Annotated in this window: 26 protein-coding genes; 20 read left to right on the top strand and 6 right to left on the bottom strand. The window is 63.0% G+C overall.

Going from position 1 to position 25,958, the window contains the following annotated elements:
* Nucleotides 1-29 precede the first annotated feature (29 nt).
* Together AC1Y2B_RS03895 and AC1Y2B_RS03900 are read left to right on the top strand one after the other, a co-directional pair.
* Complete coding sequence (locus tag AC1Y2B_RS03895) at nt 30-1,574, top strand: ATP-dependent DNA helicase (RefSeq protein ID WP_482251743.1); 1,545 nt, start codon at nt 30-32, stop codon at nt 1,572-1,574.
* Nucleotides 1,575-1,596: 22 nt separating this feature from the next.
* A complete protein-coding gene (locus AC1Y2B_RS03900; RefSeq protein WP_482251744.1) occupies nt 1,597-1,833 on the top strand; it encodes an Lrp/AsnC family transcriptional regulator in 237 nt (78 codons plus the stop codon).
* On the opposite strand, the gene AC1Y2B_RS03905 is transcribed toward AC1Y2B_RS03900, so the two are convergent.
* Genes AC1Y2B_RS03905 through AC1Y2B_RS03915 form a run of 3 tightly spaced genes read right to left on the bottom strand, consistent with a single transcriptional unit; the run spans nt 1,834 to nt 3,762 of the window.
* Entirely contained in the window at nt 1,834-2,307 is a 474-nt protein-coding gene (locus tag AC1Y2B_RS03905; RefSeq protein ID WP_482251745.1) for a hypothetical protein, read from the bottom strand.
* Nucleotides 2,308-2,365: 58 nt separating this feature from the next.
* Nucleotides 2,366-3,427 (bottom strand): quinone-dependent dihydroorotate dehydrogenase, encoded by a 1,062-nt coding sequence (locus tag AC1Y2B_RS03910; RefSeq protein ID WP_482251746.1) that lies wholly within the window; start codon nt 3,425-3,427, stop codon nt 2,366-2,368.
* Entirely contained in the window at nt 3,424-3,762 is a 339-nt protein-coding gene (locus tag AC1Y2B_RS03915; protein ID WP_482251747.1) for a DUF952 domain-containing protein, read from the bottom strand. Before AC1Y2B_RS03915 ends, AC1Y2B_RS03910 begins: the two co-directional genes overlap by 4 nt.
* 156 nt (nt 3,763-3,918) lie before the next feature.
* On the opposite strand from AC1Y2B_RS03915, the gene AC1Y2B_RS03920 reads away from it, so the two are divergent.
* The gene (locus AC1Y2B_RS03920) at nt 3,919-5,418 is read left to right on the top strand and encodes a bifunctional metallophosphatase/5'-nucleotidase (RefSeq protein ID WP_482251748.1); all 1,500 of its coding nucleotides are present in this window, start codon (nt 3,919-3,921) and stop codon (nt 5,416-5,418) included.
* 24 nt (nt 5,419-5,442) lie between these two features.
* On the opposite strand, the gene AC1Y2B_RS03925 is transcribed toward AC1Y2B_RS03920, so the two are convergent.
* From AC1Y2B_RS03925 to AC1Y2B_RS03935, 3 genes are all read right to left on the bottom strand, one after another.
* Nucleotides 5,443-6,453, bottom strand: coding sequence for a hypothetical protein (locus tag AC1Y2B_RS03925; RefSeq protein ID WP_482251749.1), 1,011 nt, complete (start codon nt 6,451-6,453; stop codon nt 5,443-5,445).
* A 110-nt stretch (nt 6,454-6,563) separates the two neighbouring features.
* Nucleotides 6,564-7,343 carry a sulfotransferase family 2 domain-containing protein gene (locus AC1Y2B_RS03930; protein WP_482251750.1) on the bottom strand — a complete coding sequence of 260 codons (780 nt, stop codon included), beginning with the start codon at nt 7,341-7,343 and terminating at the stop codon, nt 6,564-6,566.
* 58 nt (nt 7,344-7,401) lie between these two features.
* Complete coding sequence (locus AC1Y2B_RS03935; RefSeq protein WP_482251751.1) at nt 7,402-8,358, bottom strand: glycosyltransferase family 2 protein; 957 nt, start codon at nt 8,356-8,358, stop codon at nt 7,402-7,404.
* 302 nt (nt 8,359-8,660) lie between these two features.
* On the opposite strand from AC1Y2B_RS03935, the gene AC1Y2B_RS03940 reads away from it, so the two are divergent.
* From AC1Y2B_RS03940 to AC1Y2B_RS04020, 17 genes are all read left to right on the top strand, one after another.
* Nucleotides 8,661-10,670, top strand: coding sequence for a calcium-binding protein (locus tag AC1Y2B_RS03940; protein ID WP_482251752.1), 2,010 nt, complete (start codon nt 8,661-8,663; stop codon nt 10,668-10,670).
* 287 nt (nt 10,671-10,957) lie between these two features.
* Nucleotides 10,958-12,133 carry an acetylornithine transaminase gene (locus tag AC1Y2B_RS03945; protein ID WP_482251753.1) on the top strand — a complete coding sequence of 392 codons (1,176 nt, stop codon included), beginning with the start codon at nt 10,958-10,960 and terminating at the stop codon, nt 12,131-12,133.
* Nucleotides 12,134-12,280: 147 nt separating this feature from the next.
* Entirely contained in the window at nt 12,281-13,207 is a 927-nt protein-coding gene (argF, locus tag AC1Y2B_RS03950; RefSeq protein ID WP_482251754.1) for an ornithine carbamoyltransferase, read from the top strand.
* 203 nt (nt 13,208-13,410) lie between these two features.
* Nucleotides 13,411-13,899, top strand: a complete 489-nt coding sequence (locus AC1Y2B_RS03955) for a DUF1993 domain-containing protein (protein ID WP_482251755.1) — start codon at nt 13,411-13,413, stop codon at nt 13,897-13,899.
* Between the two features lie 17 nt (nt 13,900-13,916).
* Nucleotides 13,917-14,483: a cysteine hydrolase family protein gene (locus AC1Y2B_RS03960; protein WP_482251756.1), complete on the top strand. Its 567-nt coding sequence runs from the start codon at nt 13,917-13,919 to the stop codon at nt 14,481-14,483.
* On the top strand, nt 14,480-15,106 hold the full coding sequence (locus AC1Y2B_RS03965; RefSeq protein WP_482251757.1) for a hypothetical protein: 627 nt from the start codon (nt 14,480-14,482) through the stop codon (nt 15,104-15,106). The genes AC1Y2B_RS03960 and AC1Y2B_RS03965 overlap by 4 nt, the downstream gene beginning before the upstream one ends.
* Before the next feature lie 61 nt (nt 15,107-15,167).
* Nucleotides 15,168-15,827 (top strand): PAS domain-containing protein, encoded by a 660-nt coding sequence (locus AC1Y2B_RS03970; RefSeq protein ID WP_482251758.1) that lies wholly within the window; start codon nt 15,168-15,170, stop codon nt 15,825-15,827.
* A gap of 17 nt (nt 15,828-15,844) precedes the next feature.
* A complete protein-coding gene (gene ybgC, locus AC1Y2B_RS03975; protein WP_482251759.1) occupies nt 15,845-16,234 on the top strand; it encodes a tol-pal system-associated acyl-CoA thioesterase in 390 nt (129 codons plus the stop codon).
* Between the two features lie 176 nt (nt 16,235-16,410).
* Nucleotides 16,411-17,106 carry a protein TolQ gene (tolQ, locus tag AC1Y2B_RS03980; protein ID WP_482251760.1) on the top strand — a complete coding sequence of 232 codons (696 nt, stop codon included), beginning with the start codon at nt 16,411-16,413 and terminating at the stop codon, nt 17,104-17,106.
* Nucleotides 17,107-17,109: 3 nt separating this feature from the next.
* On the top strand, nt 17,110-17,583 hold the full coding sequence (tolR, locus tag AC1Y2B_RS03985) for a protein TolR (RefSeq protein WP_482251761.1): 474 nt from the start codon (nt 17,110-17,112) through the stop codon (nt 17,581-17,583).
* 9 nt (nt 17,584-17,592) lie between these two features.
* The gene (locus tag AC1Y2B_RS03990; RefSeq protein WP_482251762.1) at nt 17,593-18,984 is read left to right on the top strand and encodes a hypothetical protein; all 1,392 of its coding nucleotides are present in this window, start codon (nt 17,593-17,595) and stop codon (nt 18,982-18,984) included.
* A 35-nt stretch (nt 18,985-19,019) separates the two neighbouring features.
* Nucleotides 19,020-20,354 carry a Tol-Pal system beta propeller repeat protein TolB gene (gene tolB / locus AC1Y2B_RS03995; protein ID WP_482251763.1) on the top strand — a complete coding sequence of 445 codons (1,335 nt, stop codon included), beginning with the start codon at nt 19,020-19,022 and terminating at the stop codon, nt 20,352-20,354.
* 81 nt (nt 20,355-20,435) lie between these two features.
* Complete coding sequence (pal, locus tag AC1Y2B_RS04000; protein ID WP_482251764.1) at nt 20,436-21,011, top strand: peptidoglycan-associated lipoprotein Pal; 576 nt, start codon at nt 20,436-20,438, stop codon at nt 21,009-21,011.
* Between the two features lie 4 nt (nt 21,012-21,015).
* Complete coding sequence (locus tag AC1Y2B_RS04005) at nt 21,016-21,993, top strand: tetratricopeptide repeat protein (protein ID WP_482251765.1); 978 nt, start codon at nt 21,016-21,018, stop codon at nt 21,991-21,993.
* The gene (gene tilS / locus AC1Y2B_RS04010; RefSeq protein ID WP_482251766.1) at nt 21,990-23,207 is read left to right on the top strand and encodes a tRNA lysidine(34) synthetase TilS; all 1,218 of its coding nucleotides are present in this window, start codon (nt 21,990-21,992) and stop codon (nt 23,205-23,207) included. Before AC1Y2B_RS04005 ends, tilS begins: the two co-directional genes overlap by 4 nt.
* 78 nt (nt 23,208-23,285) lie before the next feature.
* Nucleotides 23,286-25,184, top strand: a complete 1,899-nt coding sequence (gene ftsH, locus AC1Y2B_RS04015) for an ATP-dependent zinc metalloprotease FtsH (RefSeq protein WP_482251767.1) — start codon at nt 23,286-23,288, stop codon at nt 25,182-25,184.
* Complete coding sequence (locus AC1Y2B_RS04020) at nt 25,181-25,957, top strand: methyltransferase domain-containing protein (RefSeq protein ID WP_482251768.1); 777 nt, start codon at nt 25,181-25,183, stop codon at nt 25,955-25,957. The genes ftsH and AC1Y2B_RS04020 overlap by 4 nt, the downstream gene beginning before the upstream one ends.
* Nucleotide 25,958: the final 1 nt, after the last annotated feature.

Genomic DNA, 25,958 nt, shown 5'->3' on the forward strand with positions numbered 1-25,958 from the left:
AGGCGGCGCGAAACGCCTAAGGTTGGGGCATGGCTGATGTTCCCGCGCTAACCTTCTCTGACGATCAGGCCGAGGCTTATGATCGTGTCTCGGCTGACCTTTTGTCCATGGGCATTGACCTTGGCAGCGGCGGCCTTGTGCCGCAGGCTGAAGGCAAGGGAACCGTTCTGGCCGTTCTGGGCAAGGCGGGATCGGGCAAGACCATGCTGTTGGCAAGCCTGTACCGCGCCTTGAAAGAGGCCGGGGTCGAGATCATTTCGGGCGATTACGAAGGCCGGCGGCGGAAAGAGCGGCGCTCGTTGGCGGTGCTGGCGCCGACGAACAAGGCGGCCTCGGTCCTGCGGCTGCGCGGGGTGCCGGCGACGACGATCCACCGGATTTTGTACACGCCGCTGTACGACCCACAGTATGAGAAGATCGCGGAATGGCTGGCGGGGCAAGCGCCGCGCCCGGCCGTCGAGGGGCTGACGGAACTGGCCTTGGACCGTGCCCATGCGTTCTACAGCCAGGTGCCGTCTATTCCCGGCGCTTTGGCGGCAGCGGGTCTGCGCGGCAGCGATTTCATCAAGGGTTGGAAGCGACGCGAAGAGCCGCTGGATGTGGGCTTTGTCGATGAAAGCTCGATGCTGGATCAGCGGCAACTGGATGACCTGCGCGAGATCTTCCCGACGCTGGTGTTGTTTGGCGATCCGGCGCAGTTGGCTCCGGTTGGAACGTCCGGCGAGATGGTGTTCGACAAGCTGGGCGACGGTCGCAAGATGGTGCTGAGCCGGATCCACCGGCAGACCCAGGACAGCCCGATTCTGGATCTGGCCCATGCCTTGGGCGACAGCAGCCTGTCCTTCATGGACTTTGAGCAGATGGTGCAGGACGCCGCCCGCAAGGATGACCGGATCCAGTGGGCGGAACGGGTGTCGAGCGACCTGATGGCGCGGTCCCCGGTGCTGGTCTGGCGCAATGTGACGCGGATCAAGTTGATCCAGGCGTTTCGGGCGGCGCATGGTGCGCCCGAGGATGCGCTTTTGCCGGGTGAACCGCTGATTTGCGATGGCATCGAACTGCCCCTCAAGCACCGCAAGAAGCGGATTGATCTGGAAGCGCGCGGACTGATCAAGGGCGCGCAGGTGATCTACCTTGGGCCGGGCAAGAAGCCCGGATTTGCCAAGCTGCATGTGGTGGGGGCGGAAGATCCTCAGGTCTCTGCCGCCTGCATCATCAAGATCGAAAAGCCGGATGAGGAAGAGCCCTTCATCCCCTCGGCCGCCAATATGGGCGCGGCTTTTCTGCACGGCGCGGCGGTGACGATTCACAAGGCACAAGGCAGCCAGTGGGAGGACGTGCAGGTCTTTGCGCCTGACCTTTGGGCGGCGGCGCAAGCGGGGCGGAGTGAGGCGGGCATGCCTTTGTGGAAGCGGCTGGCTTATGTGGCCATCACCCGTGCGGAAAAACGGCTGCATTGGGTGGTGAGGAACCGCCTTGCCCTGCCAAAGACCGCTTTGGGAGTGTCGGACCTGATCGTGCGCCCGGCTCCTCTGACGCTGGAAGGGCTGGAACCGGAGGAAAGCGTCAGCTAGTCTGGCCCAGAAGGAGATCCCCATGACCGCCGTCTTCGTCCAGTTCCGCTGCACCCCCGGCAAGACCTACGCCGTCGCCACCGCCATCTATGACCGCGAGGTGGTCAGCGAGTTGTACTCGACCAGTGGCGAATATGACCTGATCGCCAAGGTCTATATCCCCGACGACGCCGATGTGGGCCATTACCTGCAGGAACGGCTGTTCGACATTCCCGATATCGTGCGGACCCTGACGACGATGACCTTCAAGGCCTTCTGATCAGTTGCAACTGCCCATGGCCTTGGCAAAGGTCTTGGCGGTCTTGGTGAAGTGGCCGGAGTCAATCATGATCGGCCGGAAGGGCGGGGTTTCCTGAACCGCGGGCTGGACTTGCGTCAGTTGATAGCAGCCTTCGTAGACCGTGATGACCCCCTCCATCGACAGGGCGCGCAGGGCCACGGGTACCTGACTGTGAATGGACCCGGCGGCACCATCCTCGCTGACCTGACCAAGGCGGAGGTCGACATGGTCAGTGTCTTCATAGCCTGCCGCGAAACTATGATAGTCCGGGGCGGCGTCGGGGCGATAATAGCTCCAGCCGCGCAGGTATTCGTGGCGGTTGATGGCGTTGTAGAGAGAGCGGACGACGTCAGCGGCGGTGGAGCGGTTGTCGGAATAATCCGGCAGACTGGTCTGGGCCGTGGCGGGCACGGCCAGCAGGGTCAGAAGACAGATCACGGCAAGGCGGCGCATGGCGGTCTCCTTCAGGACGGGTTTGGTCCAACGGGGCAGCGGCGTTTTTGTTCCGCGATTATAGCCAGGCTTCGCGCCCGCTGGCTACAGCAGCCATGACCGAGGTGTAACCGTCGCGCGCCAGTAGGGCGTCAAGGCCCTTGGCAAGGTCGGCGGCAAGCGACAGGCCCTGATAGACCATGGCCGTATAGATTTGCACGGCCGAGGCCCCGGCCTTGATCTTGGCATAGGCCTGATCGGGGGTCGAAATGCCGCCAACGCCGATGAGCGGCAGTTTACCCTCTGTCAGCTTGGACAACTGCGCCAGCACGCGGGTGGATCTTTCAAACAGCGGCGCGCCCGAGAGGCCACCGGTTTCCCCTTTGTGGGCCGATTGCAGCCCATCGCGCGACAGGGTGGTGTTGGTGGCGATGATGCCCGACAGGCCGGAGGCGAGGGCCACTTCGGCAATCGCGGCGAGGTCGTCGGGGGTCAGGTCCGGGGCGATCTTCAGGAAAATCGGGATCGGGCGTGCCAAGTTCGCGCGCACCTCCATCACACCCGCCAGCAGGGCGGCCAGGGCGGCAGGACCCTGCAGGTCCCGCAGCTTCTCGGTGTTGGGGGAACTGACGTTGACCGTGGCGAAATCGACATGCGGGCCGCACAGCGCCAGCACCTGCGCGAAATCGGCGGCGCGGTCCGTGGAGGTCTTGTTGGCACCAAGGTTGAGGCCGACCGGGACTTGGGTGGGCGAACGCGCCGCGAGGCGGGCGGCGATGGCGGCAGCCCCTTCATTGTTGAAGCCGAAGCGATTGATGGCGGCTTTATCTTCCGTCAGGCGAAACAGTCGGGGTTTGGGGTTGCCCGGCTGCGGCAGGGGGGTCGCGGCACCGACCTCGATAAAGCCAAATCCGGCGCGCGACAGGGCAGGGATGGCGGTGGCGTTCTTGTCATATCCCGCAGCGAGGCCGACTGGGTTGGGCAGCGACATCCCGGCAAGTGTCGTCTTCAGGCGCGGTGTGGTGACGGGGCCGGGCAGCGGCGCAAGACCCGCGCGCAGGGCGGACAGTGAGAGGCCATGCGCGGTTTCGGGGTCAAACCTGTGCAGCAGGGCCAGGCCCAGACGTTCAATCGGGGTCAAAACACGCCCTCGGGGAAGATGTGGCCAGTGGCGCCCAAGGGCAGGCTTTTGTCCCACAGCACATCGGCGGCCAAAAGGGTGCGGTAAAGGTGGGGGAACAGGGCACCCCCGCGCGAGGGTTCCCATCTCAGGGCCGGGCCAAGCTTGTCGGCGTCCAGCGCCAGCAGCACAAGATCGCTTTCCCCCGCGAAATACTTGGCGGCAGTCTCGGCGACCTGCGCGGCGGTGGAAAAATGGACGTAGCCATCCGCCACGTCGATCGGCGCGCCCGCGGTCTGGCCAGCGTCGCGGAACGTGGTCCACTCGGGGCGGCGGAAGATTTTGTAGATCAGCATGGGCCAGGCCTCCTGCGGGGTTTGCTGGGTGATGCCTCAACCACTCGCGCCGGTCAACCGAAGGTCATCGCTTTGTTGCACGGGGCTGGCAGGGTCTTTGACAGACTCAGGCACTGTAACGCAGAGTGGGTCTGCAACCATGACGGGAGAAGCCTCATGTCGAACCGGAATATCCTTGCAGGCGCACTGTGCGCGCTGATCGCGGCGCCAGCGGTGGCGGACACGGTCAAGATCACGCTTCTGGGCGTGGGCGACGTCTACAACTTTGCCGGCGATGGCAAGCAGGGCGGCTTTGCCCGGCTGAACGCGGTGGCCAAGGCCGAGCGGGCGGCCAACCCCAACACGCTGTATCTGTTTGACGGCGACATGCTGTCGCCCTCGTTGCTGTCAGGGTTCGACAAGGGACAGAACACGATTGATCTGACAAATCTGGTGCCCTTCGATCTGGCTGTGCCCGGCAACCACGAATTCGACTTTGGACCCGCCAATTTCATCGAAAAGCTGAAGGCGTCGAAGTATCCTTGGGCGGCGGTGAACATCGCCAACAAGGACGGCTCGGCGGTCGAAGGTCTGGGCGGTGTGATGGTGAAAGAGGTGGCGGGGGTCAAGATTGCCTTGATCCCGGTGGGGCAGGACACCTCGCCCGAAGTGGCCAATACGGGTGATCTGGTGTTCACCTCTTCGGTCGAAAGCGGGATCGCGGCGGCCAAGAAGGCGCGGGCAGATGGCGCGGATCTGGTGGTGGGTGTGGTGCAGACCGATGTCTACAACGACCTGAAACTGATCCATTCCAAGGCCTTCGACGTGGTTCTGTCGGGTGATGACCACAATTATGCGACCTATTACGACGGGATCACGGCCTATGTCGAAACCTCGATTGACGCGCGGCAGCTGTCGCCGCTGGACCTGATGGTGACGGTGGCCGATAAGGACGGCAAGCGCACGGTCAAATGGGTCCCCAGCTTCCGGTTCATCGACACGACCACCGTGACGCCTGACCCCGAGACGCAGGCCAAGGTCGATGAATTCCAGAAGGGTCTGGATTCGACGCTGAACGTGGTGATCGGCAAGACGGAAACCGCGCTCGACAGCCGGCGCAACGTGGTGCGGGGCGAGGAGTCCACGATGGGGGATGTGATCGCCGATGCGATGCGGATGGCGACCGGCGCGGACGTGGCGATCATGAACGGTGGCGGCATCCGCGCCGACCGGACCTATGACGCGGGCGCCACGCTGACCCGGCGCGACATCCTGACGGAACTGCCCTTCGGCAACACGATCGCGGTCACTGAAATCCCGGGCAGTCAGTTGCTGGCGGCCTTGGAAAACGGGGTGTCACAGGTTGAAAAAGGCGCGGGGCGCTTCCCGCAAGTCTCTGGTCTGACGCTGGTTTATGACCCCAAGGCCGATCCGGGCAAGCGCGTCACCGAGGTCAAGATTGGCGGTGCGGCACTGGATCCGGCCAAATTGTACAAGGTCACCATCAACGACTACATGCTGGGCGGCGGTGACGGCTATACCGACCTTGGCGGTGGCAAGTTGATCAACGACACCGGTGCCGGCGCCTTGGTGGCCAATGTGGTGATGGACTACGTCCAGAAAGCCGGGTCGATCAAGCCGACGGTGGAAGGTCGCATCAAGACGCTGGGGCAATAAGCGTTCTGCCTGACCGGGATCCGTTCAGGCGTGAATCAGCCCGATGTCGGCGGCCTTCAGGTGCGTGGCACCCAGCACATGGGCAATCGCCTGCCCGTTGATCAGGATCGAGGTGCCCACCCCATGGGCCATCGGTTCGGTGGTGATGGTTTGCTCTTCCGGCCTGATGTCAGTCATGCCGGCATCGGCGTGGTTTGAGGTGAATTCCACATAGATCTTGTCCTGCTTGGGGTTGTAGTCGGTGATCTGGGCCGGGTGACCATGTTCGACGTCCCAGCTGACGTGAAAGCTGTCGGCACCGTGACCGCCAGAGCCTACGTCATCGCTGCCAAGGTACAGGGCGTCATTGCCCGCGCCGCCGTGCAAATGATCGGCCTGATGATCCTCGACCACATAAGACAGGTCGCCGGGCTGCTTTTGCACCAGGTAGCCGTGCAGGCTGTCATTGCCTGCCCCGCCAAACAGCGTGTCGTGACCTGCATCGAAGCCGACCAGATGGTCATCGCCCGCGTGGCCGTGCAGAAGATCATCGCCGCCATTCCCCTCCATCAGGTCAGCGTGGCCTGACCCTTGCAGGGTGTCGTTGGACGCGCCGCCAAAGACCTTGTTGGGGGACTGGCCCGCGGCACCGCTTTCGGGCGTGGAATGCCGGTGGCTGGCAGAGCTGTGCTGCGCCGGATGGTGTGCTGCGGCGTGATGGTGCACCTGCCCGACATGGGAAGGTTCCGGATGGTGGTTGGCGTGGTGCCCCGGCGCGTGATGGCCGGAATGGTGGCCTGCGGCAGAGTGGCTGTTCAGGTGATCGAAGAAGGAATGCGTGCCAAAGTCCGCTTGCCCCCCATCGGCATGATCGACGGACAGGACATGGTCGTCCACGGCATGGGCTTCAGGCTCGTCCAGCAACGAGCCATGCGGCGCTGCGTTTGCCCCCTCTTCGTCTTGCGCATGCGTGTCATCGACCGGCTGTTCATCCAGATGGTCCATAATGGCGGTCGCGGCAAATCCCATGCCGGCCATCAACAACAATCCCAACACCATCACTCTCCCGCATTCACCCGGGGTTGAGACTACGGGAGCGACCTTTACAGAACCCTAATTTCAAGGCGGGCGCGGCGCGGATTGATCCGGCGATGACGATGCATATTTTAGTCAAACAGATCAGAGGCGCGCGGAATGTCTTTTGACGTTTTTGGGTCAATATCACGCCAAACTATGCGTAATTTCTGATAAATCTCGGCGTCGCGCTGATAAACCTCGGTGATGCGGGATTTCAAGGCAGGTTCAAGCACCCGATCTTTCATTTCCTTGGAATTGGTCGCATAGCGTTCCAGTTTTTCAAGAATTTGTGCTATGTTTGGCACAACATCCGACAACAACAATGTCAGGTGCGCATCCAGCCCATGGATGGGAAGAACCTTCATGTCAAAGGCACGGATGGTTTCCATCCGGAAATGCTGCGGCGTCCAATGCGGGTCACGACCGATTTCATTGCCCTTGGTCATATTCTCTTCGATCCAGTCGATGAGGATGTGGCAATTGCGGACGTGGTCGGCGGGGGTGGCGGGCGCGACTTCCAGTGCATGATTTTCCCGCAAAATCGCACGCAGCGGTACGAACTTGCGGTAGCCGTCGCCGATGACCTTGTCGAAATACAAGGACAGGAAGCGGTCAACCGGGTCCCGCAGGACGGCAAAGCAGTATTCCTCGGCCCGCACCTCGTCCACCGACAGGTTGAACTGTGACAGACGGGCGAAATCGCGGGTGCGTTCATGCACGCGGGGCGGATTGACGTAGCTGGTCCCGTGATCCAACTGCCAGATCAGGTTCTTGACGAAGGTGCATCCGCACTTGGGGATGACAAGATAGCGAATGGGAAGGGCCTTGCACGACAGCAGGCTTTCCGTGCGCGGCTGTTGGCGTGCCATGCGATAAATCCCCTTTTCCCCGTGCCTTACATCTGCGGTGTCGGTCCGGCAAGCGGTGTCAGCTGCCGCCGCGGTCTTGCCAGTATCTGGCAATTTCGGCGTCATAAAGGCGAAGCCCCTCGGCCTGCGCCCGGGCCAACCGGGGATCGCTGCAATATTGAGCGATCAGCGCGGACACGGCATCGGCATATCGGAAGATGCTGTCGTCCAGAAACGTGCCCGATGACATGCGGCGAAAGTAGTCGTCGTTGTGCCGGTCATTGACCTTGCCCGTCAGCCCGGCGCCCCGACCACGCGCCCGGCGCAGGTCAAAGGAGTCTTCGGTGCGGGTGGCGTAGTGGTTGATTTGCGCCACGCGGAAACTGCCGACCTGCGGTTTGACATTGCGATAGGCGCCGAAGGTCATGGCGTCGGCGGCAATATCCTCGGACCAGAGGCCGGCCGCGAAGGCCACTTTCACCCGGGCCTCGCCTGTGTGCGCGTAGGGGTGGTGGTTGCTGAACTGCCGCCACGCCTTCGGCTGACGGATCAGGCTTTTCACCAGTCCCGCCCCGCTGAGGGTCCGCAGCCGATGCGTGAAGCGCAGACAGGACGGCGCGTCGATCCAGCGCCGATGGCCGGAGGCACCGAAGCAAGCCCAGTTGATCAGCACCAGATCGGTGCCGGGCAGCTGCGCGGCAATCAGGTCCTGCAGCCGACCGGACCCCGCGTGGATGTTCAGAAACTCGTCCGCGTCAAGGATCATCATCCACGCGGCGGCATCGATCGGCAGTTGCCGCCTGATCTCGGCATAGGCGTGGTGCTGCGGCGTGATCTTGGCCGGGGGGATGCAGGGCACATGGTGGATCACGCCCATGGCGTCCAGCGCCTCCAGAATCTCGGCCGTGCCATCTGTGCAGTCGTTGGAGGCGATCACGATGTGGTCAAAGCCCAGCACCTTGTGATGGGCAACGAACTCCAGCACGAAGGGCGCTTCGTTGCGGAAGCTGGAGACGAGAACCGTCTGTCCGTCCATCGCAGCCTCTGCCCTCACGCCGCCCTCTCGCTGCTGGTCTTAGGCAGATTAGCAGGACCGGCCCCCGGCGCAAGGATCGACCTTTGCAGGCCTGCGCCCTGTCGATCAGCGGAATTGGTATTTTAATCGGTTGGTCGTGACCTGCTCGCAGTGTTCAAATCCGCTGGACCATTTTCAGCGAAGTCTAAAGACAGGCCCGCTCCGCGCCACAATTGAGACACGCCGAGCGCCGGGTGTGGGTCGAGATTGCCTCTCGTAACGATGGACTCTCGTGGGGCAATGCGATGATCACTGAAACGGCAATGGTTGCTCCGCTTTCTGGCAAGGGTACCGAAATCAGTGCCGCCAACTTCGGCATCAATCTGGTACTGGGCTATGAACGCTTTGGAAGCCAGCCATGGGAGAAGTTTGACGAGATCCAATCCGCGGTCGGCTCACAGGTTGTGCGCTTTCCGGGTGGGGCCGAAACGGAACGGCTGTTTGACTATGCCAATCCCAATGCCACCTCGGCAGTTGCCGATGACGGCAGTATCCGGCAATTGATCACCACGGACAGCTTTCTGGATTACTGTCAGGCCACCAACACCAAAGCCACCATTGATTTGCCGGTCGAGCAGTTGTTGACCAGTGGTGCCTATGGCTCCCGCGATTTCGACGCATCCAAGATCGCCGAGGTGCGGGATTTCATCGACCATGTCCTCGACAAGGCCGGGCCGCAGGGCGTTTCCACCTTCGAACTGGGCAACGAATACGAATCCTACATGACCAGCAAGGAATATGGCCGGGTTGCCAGTTCCCTCGCCCTGATTGCCCATCAGGAGATCGACAAATACTACGCCCAGCATCCGCAGGACGCGGCCTTCAAGCCTGACGTCGCTGTTCAGGTCTGGGGGCAAAGCGTTGGTGGCAGCCTGTCGCTGTCCGATCTTGCCAGCCGCAACAAGGCGGTGATGGCAGAGTTCAACGCGGAGGAACTGGCCTCGGTCACGGCGGTGGACAGCCATTTCTACTACAACGAGGGTGCCAATCCCGGGAAACCCAACTATCACACCTATTCCAACATCTCCAACGCCATCGGCTACAGTGTCGACATGATGGACGCGTGGAGCAAGTTGGCCGGACGCCCGATGGACTCGATGTTCTCCGAGTGGAACGTGAACTTGAACGACGCCGACAGTTACGGTCTGCAACAGATCCCGATCCTGCTGGAGATGTTCACGACGATGGTGTCGCGCGGCGTGGATCAGATGGATTTCTGGTCGACCATGTATCACGCCACAAGCCTTGGCGATTTCCATGGCGAGTTGCAGGCGGCGGGGACGCTGTTTCAAGTCATGACGCATGACCTGATCGGCATGAAGGCCACCCAGGTACCGGTAACTTCGGACAACTACGACATTCATGCCTTCTCGGGGGGGGGCAAGGCGGTGGTCTTCGTCTCGTCGTTGATGGACGAGACGATGGCCCTGAAGCTGGACCTCAGCAAGTATCTGGATCACTACAACTTCAGCTCTGCCCGGCTGATGCAGGTCGACCTGACCAAGGCAGACGGGGTGTACAAAAGCCTGACCGGACTTGCCCCTTGGGAAGAACCCGATGCGCCGGTCAAGCTGACCGGAGAGACCATCGCAACCTATCTGTCCAACGGACTGTACACGACCGGGCTTGGCGCGCACGAAACCCTGGTGCTGGAGTTTGACACCTCGGTCACGCTGCGCGGCAGTTTTCACGCGGATACGCTGAGCGGCGATGACGGCAACAACCGGATCGATGGCATGGCCTCGGCGGATCTGGTCATGGGATTGGCGGGCAATGACACGCTTTATGGTGGCACCGGCAATGACACGCTGTTGGGCGGCGACGGTGCGGACCGCATCTGGGGTGGTGCGGGCAAGGACTCGGTGGATGGCGGTGCCGGCAGCGATACGCTGGAAGGAAAGGCCGGCGCAGACCGCATTCATGGCGGTGCCGGCGATGATTTCATCGCGGGCGGTGACGGCATCGACCTGCTGTGGGGCGATGCCGGAGCGGATGGGTTCATCTTCCGGGTTGCCGACCATGGCGGAGATATTGTGCAGGATTTCTCGGCAACCGAGGGGGATTTCCTCGTCTATGACGGTGCAGCGGTCACGCGCGACAGTTTTCAGGTGGAAATTCGCGCCGTCCACGGCCTTGGCAATGAGGCTGTCAGCGACGTGCTGATCCACTTCGGCGCCGGTGGCCCGGTGCTGTGGACCTTGCAGGACGCGGGCGCGCTGACCGACCTGAAGCTGCTGGATGCCAGCACAGGAACGCTGATCAGTCTGATCTGAGCGGCGGGCGAAGGTGGCGGGCACTGCTTGGCGCGTCCCGGCGTGTCCGCCCGGACTGCCTGCTGGTGGCAGGTTTCCCTTTACAGGCGGCCGCGCCTCCCCTATGCCATCGCGCATGATCACGCGCTGCATCCCTTTCCAGCTGCCCCGACGCCGACGCCTGACCGCGTAAGCGCCCGATCTGCCGTGGCCCGGTGTCTGGACATTGTCGCCACATCCCCCCGATCCTCGTTGACCTTTGCGCCTGTCTTTGGCACCCCTTGGCCTTATCTCATAGGACCTGACCCATGATCACCCCCGTCCTGCCGACCTATAACCGCGCGCCCATGGCTTTTGTGAAGGGCGAAGGCTCTTGGCTGATTGCCGAGGATGGCAAACGATATCTGGATCTGGGGGCCGGGATCGCCGTCAACGCGCTTGGCCATGCCAACCCCCAACTCGTGGCGGCGCTGACGGAACAGGCGGGCAAGCTGTGGCATGTCTCCAATCTTTACCGCATCCCCGAACAGGAAAAGCTGGCTGAGGCGCTGGTGGCCAAGACCTTCGCCGATACGGTGTTCTTCACCAATTCGGGGACTGAAGCGGCGGAACTCGCCATCAAGATGGCCCGCAAGTACCACTACGACAAAGGTCAACCCGCGCGGGTGGAGATCATCACCTTTGAAGGGGCATTCCACGGCCGCTCCACCGGTGCCATTGCGGCGGCGGCTTCGGAAAAGATGGTCAAGGGTTTTGGCCCGCTGATGCCGGGTTTCCGCCAGCTGAAATGGGGCGATCATGACGCTCTGCGCGCTGCCATCACCGATCAGACCTGCGCCGTCCTGATTGAGCCGGTTCAGGGCGAGGGCGGCATCCGCATCGTGCCGGATCAATGCCTGAAAGGTCTGCGCGACCTCTGTGACAGCACCGGCACCCTGCTGATCTTCGATGAGGTGCAATGTGGCATGGGCCGCTCCGGCAAGCTGTTCGCCCATGAGTGGTCGGGTATCACGCCAGACATCATGATGGTTGCCAAGGGCATCGGTGGCGGTTTCCCCTTGGGCGCCGTTTTGGCCACCCAAAACGCAGCGTCCGGAATGATCGCGGGCACCCATGGTTCCACCTACGGCGGTAACCCGCTCGCCTGTGCCGTGGGCGCCAAGGTGATGGAGATCATCTCGGATGATGCCTTCCTGGCCGAGGTCAACCGCAAGGCCGCGCTGTTCCGGCAGGGCCTTGAAAGCCTTGTCGCCGCCCATCCATCCACCTTCGAGGCGGTGCGCGGCGAGGGTCTGATCCTCGGCCTGAAATGCACGGCCACCAACACAGATATCGTCAAGGCAGGCTACGTGGAGGGTCTGCTGACCGTCCCTGCCGCCGACAACGTCATCCGCCTACTGCCGGCGCTGAATATCCCGGACGCTGATATCGACACGGCCCTGAAACTTCTGAATCAAGCCGCCCTCAAAGTCGAGGCCGCCTGATGCAGGCCATGCAGGAACACCAGTACCGCAGCCGCCGACGAGTCTCGCTTTCTGATTTCATTTGTTCCCAAATATCCCACGGGGGTCCGGGGGTGTGACACCCCCGGCGGCCTGCAAAAAAGCCGGACCTCTGCCAGAAAGAAGACCATGAAACATTTCCTTGACCTGCACAAAACCGATGCCGACGACCTGCGGCACATGATCGACAAGGCCCGCGCCATGAAGATCGCGCGCCATAACCGCCCCAAGGGCGCTGCCGACGATGAACAACCGCTGGCGGGCCGCATGGTGGCGCTGATCTTCGAGAAACCCTCGACCCGCACCCGCGTGTCCTTTGACGTGGGCGTGCGCCAGATGGGCGGCCAAACCATGGTCCTGTCCGGCAAAGAGATGCAGTTGGGCCACGGCGAGACCATTGCCGACACCGCCCGTGTCCTGTCGCGCTATGTCGACTTGATCATGATCCGCACGTTTGAAGAGGCGACGCTGCTGGAGATGGCCGAACACGCCACGGTTCCGGTGATCAACGGCCTGACCAACCGCACCCATCCCTGCCAGATCATGGCCGATGTGATGACCTACGAAGAACATCGCGGCGCCATCGCCGGACGCAAGGTCGTCTGGGCCGGTGACGGCAACAACGTCTGCGCCAGCTTCCTTCACGCGGCAGGCCAGTTTGGCTTCGACATGACCTTTACCGGCCCCGAAACGCTTGATCCCGAACAGAAGTTCGTCGACTTCGCCCGTGCCCGCGGCTCTGACATCAAGATCGAGCGGGATCCGTCCCGCGCCATGGTGGGCGCCGATCTGGTGGTGACGGACACCTGGGTCTCGATGCACGATCCCGAATCGGCCAAGGAGCGTCGGCACAACCAATTGCGCGGCTATCAGGTGAACGAGGCCTTGATGGCCAAGGCCAAGCCTGATGCCCTGTTCATGCATTGCCTGCCCGCCCATCGCAATGACGAGGCGACCAGTGCCGTCATGGATGGTCCGCATTCGGTGATCTTCGACGAGGCCGAAAACCGTCTGCACGCGCAGAAGGCCATCATGCGCTGGTGTCTGGGGGTTTGACGGCTGTCGCCCTGTCGCGTCGGGCGGCGGGGCAACGCCAAAGGAAAGGAACCGGCACGATCCCGGTGCGATACGGCACAGGATTTCGCGGCAGGGGGCGCGGGCCTTCACAAAATAGTTGTCCGGCGCGGCCAACCGCACCCCTTGCTTTTCGTCCGGTTTGGCGGCTTGGTGGCCGCGCAAACCCGCACATAGGCTGATCCATGCAAAACCCCGTTCCGATGTTTGTCCATTCCCTGACCGCGCTGTCGAAAATCCTCGACAAGGCCGAGGCCTTTGCCGAAGCCAAGAAGATCAAGCCGGATGTCATCCCGCAACTGCGGCTGATCGCCGACATGCTGCCGTTCTGGCGCCAGGTCACCATCGCTTGTGATCACGCCAAGGGTGCACCCGCCCGTCTGGCCGGGGTTGACGTGCCGTCATTTGCGGACACCGAAACCACGGTAGCCGAGTTGAAGGAGCGGATCGCCAAGACCATCGCCTTCATCTCGACCATCCCGGAAGGTGCCTTTGAAGGGGCTGAAGCCCGCACCATCGTGGTCAAGGCCGGCCCGCGCGAACTGACCTTCCCGGCTCCGCAATATCTGGCAGGCTACGCGATCCCGAATTTCTACTTCCATATGGCCACCGCCTATAACATCCTGCGCTCCAACGGCGTCGAGATTGGCAAGACCGACTTCCTCGGCGGCTGACATCGAAGGGGTGGCCCATGGACAAGACAACCGCCTTGATCGTGATCGACCTGCAGGAAGCCATGCGGGCCGACCGGGATTCAGGGTATCCTTGGGCCAACCCGAACGCGCCTGAAACGGCCGGCCGCCTGATGGCGGCCTTTCGTGCGGCGGGTCTGCGGGTCGTGCATGTTCACCATAACACCGACGATCCGGCCGATGGCTTCCACCCCGCCAACCCCCTTTCCGCCGCCATGCCCGAAGTTGCCCCATCGGCCGGAGAGACGGTGGTCGTCAAGGTCGGCTCTTCGGGCTTCATCGGCACCGGACTGGAGGCATTGCTGCGCGACAGCGGCGTGCAGTCCCTGGTGATCGTCGGGGGTGAGGCCAACATGTGCGTTGAAAGCACCGCGCGGATGGCCGGCAATCTTGGCTTCAGGACCACCGTCGTGGCCGATGCGTTGGTGAACTTCCAGCGCACCCTGCGCGACGGGCGCGTGATGCCGCCCGAAACCGTGCTGGCGATGTCGCTGGCAAACCTGACCTCTTTCGCCAGAATTGCGGACAGCGCAGAGGTCCTTGCCGAGTTGATCCAGCACCCATGACCCCACAAGCCGTCGAAGCCCTGTTCACCCGCGCCGACGGGTCCTATGTCTTCGCACGCTGGGGGCGTCCCATTGTGCCGGTGGTCTTTGGCGGTGATGACCAGACCCTGTCGATCGTCAAAGGCGCCATCGAGGCGATCGTCACTTTGGCAGGCCACAAGATGGCCGAAACCGACATGGAACTTGGGGCCAATCTCATGGTCTTCTTCTTCCGTGACTGGGACGAACTGCTGGCAGTCCCCGGCCTGAATGGCCTTGTGCCGGAACTGGATCGACTTTGCCCCCGTCTGCAGGCGCAGAGTGCCAACCAGTACCGCCTGTTCCGCTTTGATCCTCAGGGCGCGATTCGCGCGGCGTTTGTCTTCCTGCGCATTGATGAGGCGCTGTCTGCCATGCCGGCTGAGGATCTGGCCCTTGCACAGGCCGCGCAAGTGATTTGCCTTTGGTCGGATCAGGCGTTCCGCGACCTGTCTCCCTTGGGCAAAGCGGGAAACACGGTAATCCTGCGGCCCGAAGTCACTGCAGTGATCCGCGCTTGCTATGATCCGGTCCTGCCCGCGCATTCGGCGGACCGGTCCCATGCCCTAAGACTTTTTGCGCGCCTGAATTCCGCCTCGGGTTAGAACCTGCTTAACCACTTGCCGCTAAGTCTGGGGCATCAAGAACTGGCGCAGGGCATGCAACATGCTTGACGAACACCTCAGCGAAACGGCGATCATCTTCAGCATCATCAATCGGATGGATGGTTTTCTGTACCGCTGCCGGAACGACAAGGCCTATTCGATGATGTTCATGGCAGGGGATGTCCGGTTGCTGACCGGGCTTGACGCCTCGGCTTTCACCGGACCGCAGGCGCAGTCTTATGCGGGAATGACCCATCCGGATGATCTAGAACCGGTCTATGCCGCCGTCGATGCTGCTTTGGCGGACCGCACCAACTGGACAGTGAACTACCGCATCGTCCGCGCCGATGGCTCTGACCGCTGGGTCCATGAAATTGGCGGCGGCGTCTACAACGGGGATGAGCTTTTGTATCTGGAGGGGGTGGTGATCGACAGCGATCAGGCGCGGCGCGGCGAGTTGCACAATATCGAGATGTTGGGGGCGATCTCGGAAAAGGCGCGCCTGCTCTTGGGCAATACCGTCCCGATTGTCGAGGTGTTGCGGACCTTGCGTATCCTTGCCATCAACGCCCGGCTGGAAGCAGGCCGTGCCGGTCCCCTCGGTGCCAGTTTCGGCTTTGTCGCCCATGAGGTGTCGCGCCTGGCCGAAGAAACCTCGGTTCTGGCCGAACGCATCGCCACCGTGACTGGCCAGTTGCAGGACTTGCTCAAGGCCGGCTGACCGCCTAGCCTTGCGCGATGGACCCCCACAGCTTCGCCCTTCGCGTCTATTACGAGGATACCGACCTTGCCGGCATCGTCTATTATGCGAACTATCTGAAATTCATAGAACGCGCCCGCAGCGAGTGGGTCCGCAGCCTTGGCGTTGACCAAGTCCGGATGCGCGCCGAGCAAGGCCTTGTCTTCGCGGTTCGCCGGATCGAGGCAGACTACCTTTCGCCCGCCCATTTCGATGATGAATTGACGGTAGAAACTGCGCTGCATCAGGCCTCCGGTGCCAGGCTCATCCTGAACCAGTCGGTTTTGCGCGGCATGCAGTGCCTCTTCGCCGCCCGCGTCACGCTGGTCTGCCTGACCGCCTCTGGCAAGGCCACGCGACTGCCGCCCTATCTGACCAGTCCAGCCTGACCCCAGCCGGCGCCGCAGCCCGCTTCCGCTGCAATATGGCCCGTCGCGCGGTCAGGAATTGTTACGATGGCGGCAACAATGCGCCACCTGACGCTGTTGTGTTGGCATTCCCCCTTATTTCCATATAGATTAGCCGTTAACAGGGGCAAAAGACCCCAAGAAAACGAGCAGGCGTAATGGACCAGACAACACTTGCGGCAGCGCCGGGGATTGATTTCTCCTTGCTTGCCCTCTTCGTGCGCGCAACGCTGACGGTGAAATTCGTCATGATGGGGCTGATGCTCATGTCCTTCTGGTCATGGGCGGTGATCATTCAAAAGCACATCCTGTTCCGCGCGGCGCGGAAAGAAGCCTCGATCTTTGACCGGGCTTTCTGGTCGGGCGAGCCTTTGGATGAACTTTTCGAGAAGATCGGCAGTCAGCCCGAAGGCGCGTCAGAGAAGATATTTTCATCGGGCATGCTGGAATGGCGGCGCAGCCACCGGCAGGACGGCGGCCTGATCGCCGGGGCGCAAGCGCGGATCGACCGGGCGATGGATGTCGCCATCAGCCGCGAATCAGAGCGGTTGAACAAGGGCCTCAGCTTTCTGGCCACCACTGGGTCTACCGCGCCCTTCATTGGGCTGTTCGGCACGATCTGGGGCATCAAGCACGCCTTTGAGGAAATCGCCATCAGCCAGAACACCAACCTCGCCGTCGTGGCGCCCGGCATCGCCGAGGCGCTGCTGGCCACCGGCATCGGTCTGGTTGCGGCCATCCCGGCGGTGGTCTTCTACAACAAGCTGAACACCGACTCCGAGCATATCCTTGGCGGGTACGAGGCCTTTGCCGACGAATTCGCCACCATCCTGTCGCGCCAGCTGGACGCCTGAGCCATGGGAGCAGGGGTCATGAAATCGGGCGGGTCGGGCGGGGGCAGACGCCGCCGCCACCGCGGACGCGCCGCCGCGATGAGCGAGATCAACGTCACGCCCTTTGTTGACGTGATGCTGGTTCTGATGATCATCTTCATGGTGGCAGCCCCGCTGCTGACCGTGGGCGTTCCGGTCAAGCTGCCGGAAACCGCCGCGACGGCCATGCCGACCGAGCAGGAAGAGCCTTTGACCATCACGCTGACGGCGGATGGTCTGGTCATGCTGCAAAAGACCGAGATCGGCGACAACGAATTGATCCCCAAGCTGAAAGCCATCGCCGCGCAGCGCAAGTCCGACAAGGTCTTCGTGCGGGCCGACGGGGCGGTGACCTATGAACGCGTGGCGCAGTTGATGGGGGCGCTGAATGCAGGCGGGTTCAACAACATCGGGCTTGTGACCGATCCGGGCGGGCCCAAGTTCGGCGGCAGCAACTAGGATCCGGGGATGAACAGGGGTCTCCTCATATCGGGCATCGGGCATCTTAGCCTGATCCTCTGGGCGCTGCTCGGGGGGCTGTTCGTATGGAACACTGAAACGCCGCAGATGCAGTCGGCGCAGGTGTCGATCGTGACGACGTCCGAGTTTGATGCGATGCAGTCGGCGGCCCCCAAGGTCGCCGATACCGCGCCAGCGCCCGCTGCGCAGCCGGCGGCTACGCCTGCAGCCACACCCACACCCACGCCAAAGCCGCAGCCCCCCAAACCCGAAGCGCAAAAGCCTGCCGCCGCCAAGTCCACGCCGAAACCGGCGCCGCCAAAGCCTGACGTGCCGCAACCGCAGGCCACCTTGCCCGATCCGGCGCCCACGCCCAAACCGGCCGACAAGCCGCAGCCCAAGCCTGCGCCGACGCCGAAACCGGCGCCTGATCCGCAGCCCACGCCCGATGCGACTGCCGCAGACACGCCGCCCGCCGATCCTTTGCCCGTGACCTCCGATACGCCGCAACCGGTGCCGGTGCCCTTGTCAGACAAGCGTCCTGCGCCCCGCCCGGCAGACCGTATCGCCCAGACGCCGGTGGATACGACGCCGCAGCCCAATGTATCGGACACGCCCACCCCGGCGCAGTCTGACACGCCAAGCCCGGATGCCACGCCCACGCCGGACAAACCCGCCTCGGCCCCGCAGGACACCGTGACGAAGGTGACGCCGGACGCCAAGCCGCCGACGCCGGACACCACGCAACTGGCACCCACCAGCAGCCCGCGCCCTGCCGCACGTCCCAAAGCCGCAGACAAGCCGGCCGACACCACCGCCCCGGCCGATACGCAATCGGCCTCGGCGGATACAAAACCGGCGGATGCGAAGGCGACAGACGCCAAGACCGGGGCAGGGGCCAAGGCCAGCGCATCCAGTTCGAGTGACGCCTCCGCCTCTGATCAGGCCGCAATTGACGCGGCGCTTGCGGCGGCCACCTCGTCTGACGCTGCCACTTCGGACACCGCGACGTCCGACACGGCGGCGGCAGCGGCAAAGCCCTCGAAGGCGGGTTCGGGTGGCACCGGGGATCAGGCGCTTGGCGCGTCGCTCAATTCCGGTGAGGTGGACAACCTGCGCCACGTGATTGGGCCCTTGTGGAACATCGGGTCCCTGTCGACCGAAGCATCGCAGGTCACCGTCACCATGCGCGTCAAGCTGAGCCAGGATCAGAAAATCCTGTCGATCGAGATGGTGGACTTCTCCGGCGGCTCGGACGCAGCGGCCCAACTGGCCTTCGAGGCGGCAAAGCGCGCCGTCTACCGGGGGGCGCAGGTCGGCCTTGGTCTGCCGCCCGAGAAGTACGACACATGGAAGTCCATGCTTTTCACCTTTGACACCAGCCAAGGGAAGCTGCGCTGATGCCCTTCCTTGCCCTTTTCCGCCATGAGGACCGAATGACACATCGCCATTCCCTATCCCGCATCTTGGGGCCGATAGCGCTTTGCCTCGGCCTTCTGACCGCCGCCGCCGCGCAGGCGGAGGAGCCGCATATCAATTTCACCGATCCCGTCGTCGAGCCGATGCCCTATGCCGTGCCCGATTTCATTGCCGAGAACGGTGACGCCGGCCAGGCGGCACATGATCTGGCGCGGGTGGTGGCGGATGATTTGACAGGCACCGGACTGTTCCGCGAGATCCCTTCGTCAGCCTATATCAGCGGCGTTTCCAGCTTTGACGCGCCGGTGGCCTACAATGATTGGCAGGCCGTCAACGCGCAGGTGCTGATCACCGGGGCCGTACAATCCACCGGTGGCAAGCTGGTGGTGAAATTCCGTCTCTACGACATCGCCTCGGGTCAGCCCCTCGGTGCGGGACTGCAATTTGCCGGCTCGGCGAAAAGCTGGCGGCGGATGGCACACAAGGTGGCGGATGCCGCCTACAGCCGCATCACGGGCGAAGGGGCCTATTTCGACAGCCGCGTGGTGTTCGTTTCTGAATCCGGGCCGAAGGATGCACGGCAAAAACGGCTGGCCGTGATGGATTATGACGGCGCGAACGTGCAGTACCTGACCGACAGCAAGTCGATCGTGCTGGCGCCGCGCTTTTCGCCCACGGGCGATCGGATCCTTTACACCTCTTATGCCACCGGGTTTCCGCGCGTCTATCTGATGGACACCTCGAACCTGAAAACCACGATCCTGGACGAACAGCCCGGTTCGATGACCTTCGCGCCGCGCTTTGCTCCCGATGGTCACACGGTGGTCTTCAGCCTTGAAAAAGACGGCAACTCCGACATCTACACGCTGAACGTCGACACCGGCGCGCTCAAGCAACTGACCGATGCCCCGTCGATCGAGACGGCGCCCTCTTTCAGCCCGGATGGCAGCCAGATCGTGTTTGAAAGCGACCGGTCGGGCCAGCAGCAGATCTACATCATGCCGGCCGCCGGCGGAGAGCCGACGCGCCTGTCCTCGGGCAAGGGCAAGTATGGCACCCCGGTCTGGAGCCCGCGCGGCGACTACATCGCCTTCACCAAGATCGGTGACGGGCGCTTTTACATCGGCGTGATCCGGCCGGATGGCACTGACGAACGCCTGCTGACCGCGTCCTTCCTGGATGAGGGCCCGACCTGGGCCCCCAACGGCCGCGTGATCATGTTCACCCGCGAAAGCGAAGGCGCTGCCGGTTCTGCCACGCTGTATTCCGTCGATGTCTCGGGCCGCAACCTGCATCAGGTGCCCACGACCGGCTCTGCCTCTGACCCGGCGTGGTCGCCGCTTCTGCCCTGAATTGCGGCCTCAAGCTGTTAACAGCTTGAGGCAAAGCTGCTATATTCGGGCCATCGAGCCCACAAGAACAAGGAAAGAAACATGTCCATCCGCTTCGCTGTTCCGATCAAGGTCCTGTTGATCGTCTCTGCCCTCGCTTTGTCAGCCTGTCGCAACCCGGACCGCTTCGGTGGCGCAGGGGGTGATCTGGGGGGCAATGGTGCCAACGGCGCAAATGGTGCCAATGGCGCGGGCGGCGTCGGGGCGAATGGCGTTTCGACCTCGGCCTTGGGCGATCCGTCCAACCCGGCTTCGGTGGCCTATTTCAATCAGACCGTGGGCGACCGCGTGCACTTTGTGGTCGACCAGTGGACGCTGACCGACGAAGCGCGCGGCATCTTGAACAGCCAGGCCGCTTGGCTGAAGACCAACCCCGACTACGCCATCATCGTCGAAGGTCATGCCGACGAACAGGGAACCCGCGAATACAACATCGCCCTTGGCGCCAAGCGGGCTGATGCGGTGAAGAACTACCTGATCAGCCAAGGCATTGCGGGCAGCCGGATGCAGACCGTGTCTTATGGCAAGGAACGCCCGATCGCGCTCTGCTCGGATGAAAGCTGCTACTCGCAGAACCGCCGCGCCGTGACGGTGCTGTCGATGGGCTCGGGGACCTGAGGACATGATGCGCTGGCTTCTGGCACTTTCTCTGCTTCTGCCCCTGTCCCTAAGTGAGGGCAGTGCTGCCTTTGCCGGGGACAAGGCGCAGACCCTTGCCGATGTGAAGGCCGAGCTGGCGCAGCTGGCCGCACAATTCCTGACGCTCAAGCAAGAGCTTGTCACCAGCGGGGCCGCCAGCACGGGCAGCGCCGGTGGTGACGCCCTGCAACGCATGGACGCAATGGAGGCAGAGCTGACCAAGCTGACCGCCCGGACCGAAGAGGTGGAGCAGAAGGTCAATTCCGTCGTCGCCGATGGCACCAACCGCATTGGCGACATCGAATTCCGGGTGTGCGAGCTGACCAAGGGCTGCGATCCCTCCAGTCTGCCGGCGACGCCCGATCTGGGCGCCATGGCGAAGGGGGCGGCTCCGATCAAGACGGCCGCTGCCGATCCGACCAAACCGGCCACCAAGCCGGCCGCCAAACCCGGGGTCAAGACCCCCGACACGACGGCGACGGACACGACGGCGACTGGTACCACGACGACTGGCACCACGACGACGGCAGACACGACGACGGCGCCGGCGACCGATCCGACAGGTGGTGTGGAGCTGGCCGTCAACGAAAAGGCAGACTTTGACCGGGCCAAGGGGGTGCTCGATTCCGGTAACTTTCCTGGCGCCGCGGACCTCTTTAAGACCTATGCGCAATCCTATCCGGGCGGCCCACTCGTGCCGCAAGCCGACCTGTACCGCGGCGACGCCCTGAATGAGACGGGTGACACCTCGAATGCCGCGCGGGCCTATCTGGACGCCTTCTCCGCCAATCAATCCGGTCCCTTGGCAGGGCAAGCCCTGACCAAGCTGGGTGCTGCGCTTGGCAAGCTGGGGCAGGGGCCAGAGGCTTGCGTGACGCTGGCCGAGGTGGGCAAACGTTTCCCCGGCACGGTGGATGAAAGCAACGCCAAGGCGGCAATGGCAGCGCAGGGTTGCCATTGACCGATCTGCCCGCCCGGTTTCTGGCGGGGCTCAGGCAGACGGAGGGTCTGGCACTGGCCGTCTCGGGCGGAGGCGACTCGATGGCAATGCTGCATCTGGCCGTAGCCGCAGGGCTGCGGCCTTTTGTCATGACCGTGGACCATGGCCTGCGGCCTGAGGCTGCGGCAGAGGCCGCACTGGTCGCGGACCTTGCCGCGGGTTACGGGCTGACACATCAAACTCTGCGCTGGCAAGGCTGGGACCACAGCGGCAACCTGCAGGACGCCGCCCGCAAGGCGCGCCGCAAGTTGATGGCACAAGCGGCGCTACAGCAGGGGCTTTCCACGATCGCGCTGGCCCATACGCAAGACGATGTCGCCGAAACCTTTGTGATGCGCCTGGCGCGCGGTGCAGGGGTCGATGGACTGGCGGCAATGTCCTCGATCTGGGGGGAAGGTGACGTGACGTGGCAGCGCCCGATGCTGGGCATGACCCGGGCCGAGTTGCGCGGGTGGCTGACGGCCAAAGGCCTGCAGTGGTTCGAGGACCCCTCTAACGACAACGTGCGTTTCGACAGGGTCAAGGTGCGCAAGTCCTTGGGCTTGCTGGCGGCCTTGGGGCTTAACGCGCCCGGGCTTGCCGCTGTGGCGCATCATCTGGCCGAAGCTCGCGAAGCGCTGGAGGTTCTGGCCCAGGACTGGGCCGCCCGCTCTCTGATCGAAGAGGCCGGGACGGTTCTGATTTCTCCGGCCCTTTGGCAAGCCCCTGCCGAAACGCAGCGGCGGGTGATCCAGCGCGTGATCCTGTGGGTCGCCCCCGCCGCCTATGGGCCGCGTGGCGCGCAGGTCAGTCATCTGCTTGCGGCACTGTCCGCTGGCAAGGCGGCCACTCTGGCAGGCTGCCGCTTTCTGCCCGAGGCGAAGGGCCTGCGCGCCCTGCGGGAAGCCAAAGCCGTCGGGCCGCGAGGCACCTCACCGCTTTGGGACGGGCGTTGGCGTATTCTGGGCCATGTGCCGGCAACTGCGCAGATCGGAGCCCTTGGGGCGGACGGGCTGGCGCAGGTTCCGGACTGGCGGCAGACCGGGCTGCCAAGGGCCGCCTTGCTGGTCTCGCCGGCCGTCTGGGCGGAAAATCGACTGATCGCAGCCCCTCTTGCTGGTTTCGGCCCCTCGTCCTATAGCGCAGTTCCGCTAGAACCTTTGCTTGCACACAACTCTGTCGTGTTATCGCATTGAACCGGCCAAACGAATGTCTATCTTGTATGCCAAAGCGGCGCGCCCGAGGAGGGTGCCTCGCATTAGAAGGAGTTCCAGGTGGGAAACGCGCGCAATATTGCATTCTGGGTGGTTCTGTTGGTGCTGGTGCTGGCACTGTTCAACCTTTTCAACAGCTCCAACAGCTTTTCAGCCCAGACGGTTTCCTACTCTGATTTCATCGCAAGGGTGAACACAGGCGACGTCAAGGCCGTCACGCTGGATGGCGAGCAGATCCGGGTCACGGCCAAGGACGGCAGCCACTACGTTGCCATCCGCCCCTCGGGTGAACAGGTCACCGACCGGCTTCTGGAAAAGGGCGTCGAAGTGCGGGCCGATGCGCAAGAGCAATCGGGTCTGATGACGATCCTGACCGCATGGCTGCCCTTCGTGCTGCTGATTGGCGTGTGGATCTACTTCATGAACCGGATGCAGGGCGGCGGCCGCGGCGGTGCGATGGGGTTCGGCAAAAGCCGGGCCAAGTTGCTGACCGAAAAGCAGGGCCGCATCACGTTTGACGACGTGGCCGGCATTGATGAGGCCAAGGAAGAGCTGGAAGAGATCGTCGAATTCCTGCGCAACCCGCAGAAGTTCTCTCGTCTGGGAGGCAAGATCCCGAAGGGTGCGTTGCTGGTGGGCCCCCCGGGGACCGGTAAGACCCTTCTGGCCCGCGCCATTGCGGGTGAGGCTGGCGTGCCGTTCTTCACCATCTCCGGTTCCGACTTCGTGGAAATGTTCGTCGGTGTGGGTGCAAGCCGTGTCCGCGACATGTTCGAACAGGCCAAGAAGAATGCGCCCTGCATCGTTTTCATTGACGAAATCGACGCCGTGGGCCGCGCCCGGGGTGTTGGCATCGGCGGTGGCAATGACGAACGCGAACAGACCTTGAACCAACTGCTGGTCGAGATGGACGGGTTTGAGGCCAACGAGGGCGTCATCATCGTCGCCGCCACCAACCGCAAAGACGTGTTGGACCCGGCCTTGCTGCGTCCGGGTCGCTTTGACCGCCAGATCCACGTGCCGAACCCCGACATCAAGGGCCGCGAAAAGATCCTGACCGTTCACGCCCGCAAGGTTCCCGTGGGTCCGGACGTTGACCTGCGCATCATTGCCCGTGGCTGCCCCGGTTTCTCGGGCGCCGATCTTGCCAACCTTGTCAACGAAGCGGCCCTGATGGCCGCCCGCTTTGGCCGCCGCTTCGTGACGATGGAAGACTTCGAGCAGGCCAAGGACAAGGTCATGATGGGGGCCGAGCGTCGCTCGATGGTCCTGACCGACGAGCAGAAGGAAAAGACCGCCTACCACGAGGCCGGGCATGCCATCGTCGGCATCAACCTGCCGAAGTGCGATCCGGTTTACAAGGCCACGATCATCCCGCGTGGCGGTGCCTTGGGCATGGTGGTTTCCCTGCCGGAAATGGACCGTCTGCAGATGCACAAGGACGAGGGCAAGCAGAAGCTGGCCATGACCATGGCGGGCAAAGCGGCCGAGATCATCAAGTACGGCGAAGAGGGTGTGTCCTCGGGCCCCGTGGGCGATATCCAGCAGGCGTCGTCCTTGGCGCGGGCCATGGTGATGCGCTGGGGCATGTCGGATGTGATCGGCAACATCGACTATTCCGAGGCGCACGAGGGGTACAACGGTTCGACCGGCGGCTTCTCGGTCTCGGCTGAAACCAAGATGAAGATCGAAGACGAGGTGAAGCGCCTGATCGACGAAGGCTACGACACCGCCCGCCGCATCCTGTTGGACCAGAACGACGCTTTTGAAGCGCTGGCCCAAGGCCTGCTGGAATACGAAACCCTGACCGGTGACGACATCCGCAAGGTGATTGCGGGTCAGAAGCTGGGGGGGGACGATGACAAGTCATCAGGCGGCGGCACCACCTCGGTTCTGTCGATACCCAAGACCCGGATGAAGATCGTCAAGCCCGGTGCCGAGCCGGAGCCGACGGCTTGAGCCTGACGACCAAGACCGACTGGAACCCCGAAACCTACGCAAGGTTTCGGGGTTTGCGTTTGCGCCCCGCGTATGACTTGCTGGCGCAGGTCGGGCAAGTGCCGCCCGGGGTCGTCCTTGACTTGGGCTGCGGCGACGGGGCGCTGGCCGGGGCACTGGACCTGCAGTTCAAGGATCATCCCACCTGGGGGCTGGATGCATCCCCCACGATGCTGGCCAAGGCGAAGGGCTATGACCGGTTGATCGAGGCTGATGCCGCGACATGGCAGGCCGAGGAACAGCTGGCGCTGATCTTCTCTAACGCGGCCCTGCATTGGTTGCCTGATCATGCCACCCTGATGCCGCGACTGGCCGAGATGCTGGCGCCGGGTGGGGTCCTTGCGGTGCAGATGCCACGCCAGTATTTCGCCCCCTCGCACCGGTTCCTGCGTGACATCGCGGCGGCCCTTTACCCGGAGCGCTTCGATTTCGCCCGTTACGAGGCGCCGGTGCAGCCGGCGCAGGCCTATTGGCAGATGTTGCATGGTTTGGGAGAGGTGCAGGCTTGGGAGACCGAATACCTGCAGCGCCTTGACCCGGTGCCAGACCTCCATCCGGTTCACGCCTTCACCCAATCCACCGCCATGCGCCCCTTCGTGGAAAAGCTGACCGCGACCGAGGCCGAGGCCTTTGCCGCAGCCTATGATCAGGCATTGACGGCGGCCTATCCCCTGCTGCCGGACGGATCCTGCCTGATGCCCTTCCGTCGCATCTTCTTCACCTTGAAAGTCTGAC

The sequence above is a fragment of the Stagnihabitans sp. genome (assembly GCF_964946895.1).